Genomic DNA, 6538 nt, shown 5'->3' with positions numbered 1-6538 from the left:
TTTGGCGACATCAACACCCACGATCGGCTTTGCGACAGAAACCGGCATTGCCATTGAAAATCCTCCGGGCTAAGGTTTGAACACTTGAAGGGTTCACCCAGAGGCGCAGGCTTGTTCCTATCGTCGGTCTAGGCCAGATGCATTCTTTATCGGCGCTTGGGTGAAAGGAGGAGGGGTGAAATCTCCCACGGTCTGTACTGCGGCTAACAGTCAGAATCGAGCTTTGTCCCTCCTCCTCCCTTCAAGTCCTACCATACAAGCGAGCTTGGTGGGAGCAAGGCTTGCTCGCGATCCAGGCACCGCAGCACTCAAGAGACCGCGGTGTTTTCATCGCGGGCAAGCCTTGCTCCCACCAAGCTCGCTCCCACATTGGACCTGCGGTGAATCAGCGGCAATCACACCCGAAACGCATTGATCAACTGCTTGAGCTGCACCACCTGGGCAGACAATTCGCGGCTGGCGTCTTCGGTCTGGTGGGCACCTTCGGCGGTGCGTTCGCCGGCGCGGTTGATTTCGACGATGTTCTGGTCGATGTCATGGGCCACGGCCGTCTGCTGCTCCACAGCGGCGGCGATCTGCTGGTTCTGGTCGACGATCATGCCGACGGCACCGAGGATATTTTCCAAGGCCTGCTGGACCTTTTCCGATTGGCTGACCGTGCCGCTGGCCATCTCATGGCTGGTGCCCATCGCCTTGACCGCGGCACCGACACCACCGTGCAGGCGGGTGATCATCGCTTCGATTTCTTCGGTCGATTGCTGGGTTCGCTTGGCCAGGGTTCGCACCTCATCGGCCACCACCGCAAAGCCGCGCCCCTGCTCACCGGCCCGGGCTGCTTCGATGGCGGCGTTGAGGGCCAGCAGGTTGGTCTGCTCGGCGATGCTCTTGATCACATCCAGCACGCGACTGATGGCCTGGCTGTCGGTCGCCAGTTGATTGATCACCTGCACCGACTGATCGATCTCGCTGGCCAAGCGGGCGATGCTGCCCTGCTGGGATTCCACCAGCCCGCGCCCGCTGAGGGTCTCGTCGTTCACGCTGTGGGCACTGCTCACCGCTGCAGCGGCACTGCGGGCCACTTCCTGGGCCGTGGCCGACATTTGGTTCATCGCCGTGGCCACCAGTTCGATCTGGCTGCGCTGGCCGGCGACGGCCTGGTTGCTCTGGGCCGATACCGTTTCCACCTGCCCGGCCTGGCGTTCGACTTCGGCGACGGTGCGGCCGACCTGTTCGATCAGGTCATGGATCTTCGCCACCGTACCGTTGAACACTTCACCCAGCTCACCCAGTTCGTCTTTGCTGCGCGCGACGAAATTGACCGTCATGTCCCCCGCCGCCACCTTGTCCATCATCTGGCCCAGATGCTGAAGCGTGGTGCGGGTCGAGGCGTAGAAACCGGCGTACAGGTAAAAAATCAACAGGAACACCAGCACCAGCGCCACGGCTTGCAGCACCATGTGACTGCGATTCTGTTCCAGGCGCTGCTGCAACTGCACGCCGAGAAAGCCCTGGGTCGCTTCGTTCAGCCGATAAGTCTGCTCCATCAGGCCGCTGACCTGCTCAAAGAATGCCGGCCAGGGCGCATCGAGGGTGTCGGCCATCACCACCTGCTCCTCGATCAGTTCCGAGGCCTTCTTGAGGGCACTCTTGCTGCCGTTGGCCTGGGCGGCCAGGGTTTGTCCAGCCGCCTGGCTGGAGCCGAGGGCGTCCTGCAGTTTCAAGTCGTACTCGCCCTGGAGCTTTTCGATCTGCGCCAGCAACTCGTCGAAGCGGGTGCTCGACGCCGAGTTGAGAAACCCCAGCCCCAACGAGGACGCGCCCAGCGCCCGGCCTTCACCGAGAATCTGGGTGACCTTGGGGGTCGTGCCGATGATCAGTTCACTGAGCTGGCGGATGTCGCTCTGATTGTCGCGGCTCAGCCCCGCCTGGCTGGCGATGATCTGGCCGAACATCTGGGCGCTGTTGAGCAACTTGCCGATCAGCGCACTTTTGCTCTGCAGGGAGCTTTCGGCCTGCTGGGCCTTGAAAGCACCGATCATTTCGTCGCGCTTGGCCTCGAAGGCACTGACCTGCTCAGGCTCGATGGCCATGGCCGTCATGCCTTGCAGCCGTGCGAGGACCTGTTGTTCCAGGCTGACTATCTTCGCTTCGACATCACCGGCCTTGCCGGATTGGCCCAGGCTGGCGTTGATCTGCACCAGATTATTGAGGGTTTCCAGGTCCCGGCGCAGGGTCAGGCTGCTGCCCAGCAGGTCGAGGCTTTGCAGCTCCACTTGGGTGCCCTGGAATTCCCGATAGGAATCGCGCACCAGAAAGAAGTTGGTCACCAGCATGGGCAGCAGGAACAGCACGCTGATCAGGCTGAACTTCATGCCGAAGCTCAGGCGGTTCATCAGCGCGACGGCGGGCCAGAGCAAACTCTTCACAAGGAAGTCTCCCGGTAGTGTTCTTATTGTTATGAGCTCGCGCACGGAGACAGCAGAAAGCCACTATTCGGGCGCTGCTCTTGTATAGCCTAAATTGGCGGGGAGATTTGTAACTTAAGGTTAACGAGAAGGACTGACACGGTTCAGCTGTGGCTAGGGGATTTATCTGTGGGAGCAAGGCTTGCTCCCACAGAATCCCTCGCCACAAGGAAATGTGTTGGTTGTTCTCAGGCCAACACCGTCCACAACGCAAACCCGGCATACCAGAGCACCGCCGCACGCAGCAACAATTCCCAGAGACGGTCCAGGCTGTTGATGCCGTCCGGCCCGGCGACGGGCCGGGGGATCTCGCCCGCCACCAGGCCGACCTTGTCGATGAGGGCGGCGGCGCTGATGTTCCAGTTCAGCAGCTCATGCAGCATGACCCGGCTGACCGCAACGAAATTCCCCACCAGGGCGAAGCTCGCCGCCAGCAACCGCACCGGCACCCAATCGAAGGCATGGCGCATTTGTGCTGCCCGCTCGGCCACGCCGGGGTTCTGGCTGTGCTCGGCGGCTAGCGCCAGCAGCCGATAACTCAGGGCGGCGACCGGGCCCAACACGAAGTACCAGAAAATTACCGCGAAAAAGCTCTGGTAGGCCTGCCACAACAAATGCCCCTGGACCCGCTCCAGCAACTGCTCACCGTCATCGGCTTCAATGTCCAGGTCGCGCTTGGCCACATGGGCCGCCGCTTGCAGGTCTTCCCGACGCCACGCGTCGCGAAACGGCCCGAGGCCGGCCAGCAGATCACCACGCCCCAGGCTGTAGATCACCACCAGCAAATGCACCGGCAGCGCCAGCAGACCATAGGCCACCGGCTCCAGCACCCACAAAAGCAACGCCAGCAGCGCCACGGGCAGCACCACCATCAGCGTCAGCACCAGCCAGGGTCGGCTGAGCCAACGCGGGCTCGCCTCGAGCTTGTTCAGCTCGAGCAGCCAGCCGCCGTCGCGCTGGACCCGCTGGCGCAAGGCCGAGAACTTCTCGATCCAGACGGCCAGCAGCAACACCAGAAAACTCATTGTCCTTCCCCTTCTGTCAGGGCCGCGCGATAGCGCACCCAGTCGAATGCCGGTCCCGGATCGGTCTTGCGTCCCGGTGCGATGTCGCTGTGCCCGCAGATACGCTGCACAGTGATCGCCCTGAACGCCGCTTGCAACTGCCGGGTCAGGTCCACCAATGCGACATATTGCGCGTCGGTGAACGGCAGATCATCCGTGCCCTCAAGCTCGATGCCCAGGGAAAAATCGTTACAAGTCTCACGCCCCTCGAAGCACGAGACACCCGCATGCCACGCGCGATCCAGACAAGAGACAAACTGGGTCACAGCGCCGTCACGCTCAATCAGAAAATGCGCAGAAACGCGAAGGTCGGCGATACCCAGAAAGTAGGGATGTTCCGTGACATCCAGACGATTCTGGAAGAATTCCTGCACCTTGCCCGTGGCGAACTGTGCCGGTGGCAGGCTGATGTTGTGGATCACCAGCAGGGAGATTTCGCCTTCCGGGCGCGCATTGAAGTTGGGCGATGGGCAATGACGCACCCCCTCGCACCAACCGCTCGCGGAGTCCAACTGCATACAGGTTCCTTCGATGACGACGCTGAATGCCGCCAGTATGCCGTGATCGGACCGGGCTGCGCGATCACTTGCCGCGATTGAGCTGGCGCAGATTGCCCAGCACCGACTCCAGCGCGCGGTCGAACAACAGGGTGTCGTCCAACAGCCGCGCCGCTCCCCGGCGAAATTCCAGGGCCAGGCTGGTGCGGCTATGCTCCAGCACCTTGAGGCCGGTGCGATTGACGAAGACGTATTTGCCGGTGGCCTCGATGATCGCCGCCAGCTTGCAACGCAGGGTGTTGTCATCGTCCTCCTGGAACTCGACCCAGCTTCCCAGGTGCAACTGGTCGACCTGCAGCAGGCCCACATCATCGGCCGGCAAATGCACCGCCACGCTCTCTCCCGCCGATTTCTGCGGGGCACGCAGGACGATTTTTTCCAGCACCTCGACCATGGCCGGCGAATCGAACGACTGGGCCTGATCCGTTGCCTGGCCCATGCGCTCGAGCGCCTGGACATGCAGGAGTTCCAGTTCACTGAAAAACTCGCTGGTGGCAAACGGGTCGAACGCCGAACGGCTCAGGCCTTCACGCAGCGCCTTGAGCAGTTCGGGCACCATTGCCAGCAAGCGCAGGCCGGCGTCGGGTTCGTCGTGAGGCTGGACGCTCCAGATCAATTGCTCCAGGGTCAAGACGTCGGCCTGCCATTCGGCGGAATACTTGCCATGCTTGAAGCACGTCAGCAGCAACACTTGGCTCCAGGCGTGTTGCACGAACTCCACCACGGCTTGCGGCAAGACTTTGCCCAACATCACCTGGTTCAGCGCCCCTTCAACGCGATGGCGCGCCAGTTCGGCCTTGGCCCGGCCCTCTTCGGCGTCGCGAATACGCTGTTCAAGCAATTCGCTGCGGCGGCGCTCGTCACTGGTGAAGGCCAGGAAATCGGCCAACAGCTCGGAGAAAATCGCCGGGTCATCGACGAAGTCGTTCAGCAGGCGCTGCACCACCTGCTCGATGCGCAGGTACAGGCTGTCGCGCTGATGGTCGTCGCAATCGCCCCAGCCCATGGCCGCAGCCGCGATTTCGTTAAGCAGCCGCCGGGCCGGATGGTTGCCGCGGCTGAAGAAGCTCTTGTCCTGCACCGCGACCTTGAGCATCGGGATTTGCAGGCGGCCGATCAGGGCCTTGAAGGAGTCTGGCAGGTTGTGATCGTCGAGGATGAATTCGAACATCATCGAGATCAGGTTGATCACGTCTTCATCGGCGCCTTCGACCACCCGGGACTTGCCACTGCGCACGCTGACCCGGGTCAACAATTGTTCGAGCTGGCTACGCAAATCGAACTCGTCGTGAACGGTAGGCGCCGGTACGTATTGCTGCAAATGAGAGAGCAACCGTAGCAGGTCACGGGTAGAAATCGGCTGGGGCGGTACGCTGGGTTCCAGGGTCGGCGCCACGCTGCCACGCACCTGCATCAGCAGTTTCTGCAAGGCGGCGAACACTTCCTGCACGCTGTCATCGACCTCGGCATCGCCGGGCTTGTCAGCGACCTCGGCGCTGGGCCGCAGAGTTTCCTCGGGGCGATCCGACGTCCGGCGCGCCGGCGTAACCTTGAGCTCCGGCAGCACGCCTGTGGCGGCCAGCAACTGGTTGGCCTCGGTATAGAGTTGGTCGCAATCGCTAAGCACATAACGCTCGAACAGCTTGAGCAGGATCAGCTTGACCTTGATGCCCACGCCCAGGTTGCGCCCGGCCTGCAGGAACTTCTCGCACAGCAGTGCCGGGCTCAGGGGATTGTGCTGATTGGCCAGCGGTCGGCCCAGCAGCGCACCGAGCCGGGCCGTCAGTTGCTCCAGCGCCACGCCATCGCGCCTGAACACCCGAGTGACCATCGCCTCGACCGCCAAATGGCGCTCCAGCTCGTCCTGGGAGCGCTGGGCTTGGCTGTCCGGCGCCAGGGTGGGCGCCAAGCTGGTGTGGGTCAGGTCGTACTGGGCAAGGCTGACGAAGGTCTCGAAAAACTGCTCGATGAATTCACGTTCAATGCTTTTGCGCTTCAGGCGCAGGTCGCGCATGGCCTCGAAGTACAGGTTCTGCTCGACGTCGTCGCGTGCCCGGTCGGCCATTTCAAACAAGGTGTCGTCGGCGTTATCGAACAGCCCTTGCAGGCCCAGGCGCAACTGCTGGGCAGCCTTGTCGCGAACCTGAAGCAGAATCACAGGCAGGCGGGCGAGCGGCGAGGGATTCGCCTGATCGGTAGCGACCTTGTGCAAAGGCACTACATTCCCGTCGTTGTGCATCCTGGCCTCCTGAAACGGCTTTCTTCGGCTCGCAACGTCAAAGCTATGACGTCAATCGAAAGGCGGATTATCGGGTAAAACAACCCTGTCGTACCAGCACACTCTGTGATCCATCTCGAAATACGGCGCAATAAGTGACCCGGGAAATGAGGAAATGTTGCGAGGACGCGACCAAATGCAGGTTTCGACACCCTATAATCAGGCCACTTTGTT

General features: G+C 61.8%; 4 protein-coding genes. All 4 read right to left on the bottom strand.

Annotated elements, in window-relative coordinates; translation table 11 throughout:
- Positions 1-395 precede the first annotated feature (395 nt).
- Positions 396-1100: a methyl-accepting chemotaxis protein gene (locus tag AD662_RS30060; protein ID WP_373366791.1), complete on the bottom strand. Its 705-nt coding sequence runs from the start codon at positions 1098-1100 to the stop codon at positions 396-398.
- 1553 nt (positions 1101-2653) lie between these two features.
- Complete coding sequence (gene ampE / locus AD662_RS04140; RefSeq protein ID WP_018612834.1) at positions 2654-3490, bottom strand: regulatory signaling modulator protein AmpE; 837 nt, start codon at positions 3488-3490, stop codon at positions 2654-2656.
- Positions 3487-4047, bottom strand: coding sequence for a 1,6-anhydro-N-acetylmuramyl-L-alanine amidase AmpD (gene ampD / locus AD662_RS04135; protein WP_018612836.1), 561 nt, complete (start codon positions 4045-4047; stop codon positions 3487-3489). The genes ampE and ampD overlap by 4 nt, the downstream gene beginning before the upstream one ends.
- A 64-nt stretch (positions 4048-4111) precedes the next feature.
- Positions 4112-6325 (bottom strand): DUF1631 domain-containing protein, encoded by a 2214-nt coding sequence (locus AD662_RS04130; RefSeq protein ID WP_053185659.1) that lies wholly within the window; start codon positions 6323-6325, stop codon positions 4112-4114.
- Positions 6326-6538: the final 213 nt, after the last annotated feature.

It is taken from the genome of Pseudomonas kilonensis (assembly GCF_001269885.1).
Lineage (GTDB): Bacteria > Pseudomonadota > Gammaproteobacteria > Pseudomonadales > Pseudomonadaceae > Aquipseudomonas > Aquipseudomonas kilonensis.
Note: the sequence above shows the minus strand (reverse complement) of the source record. Positions and strands in the feature narration are given on the sequence as shown.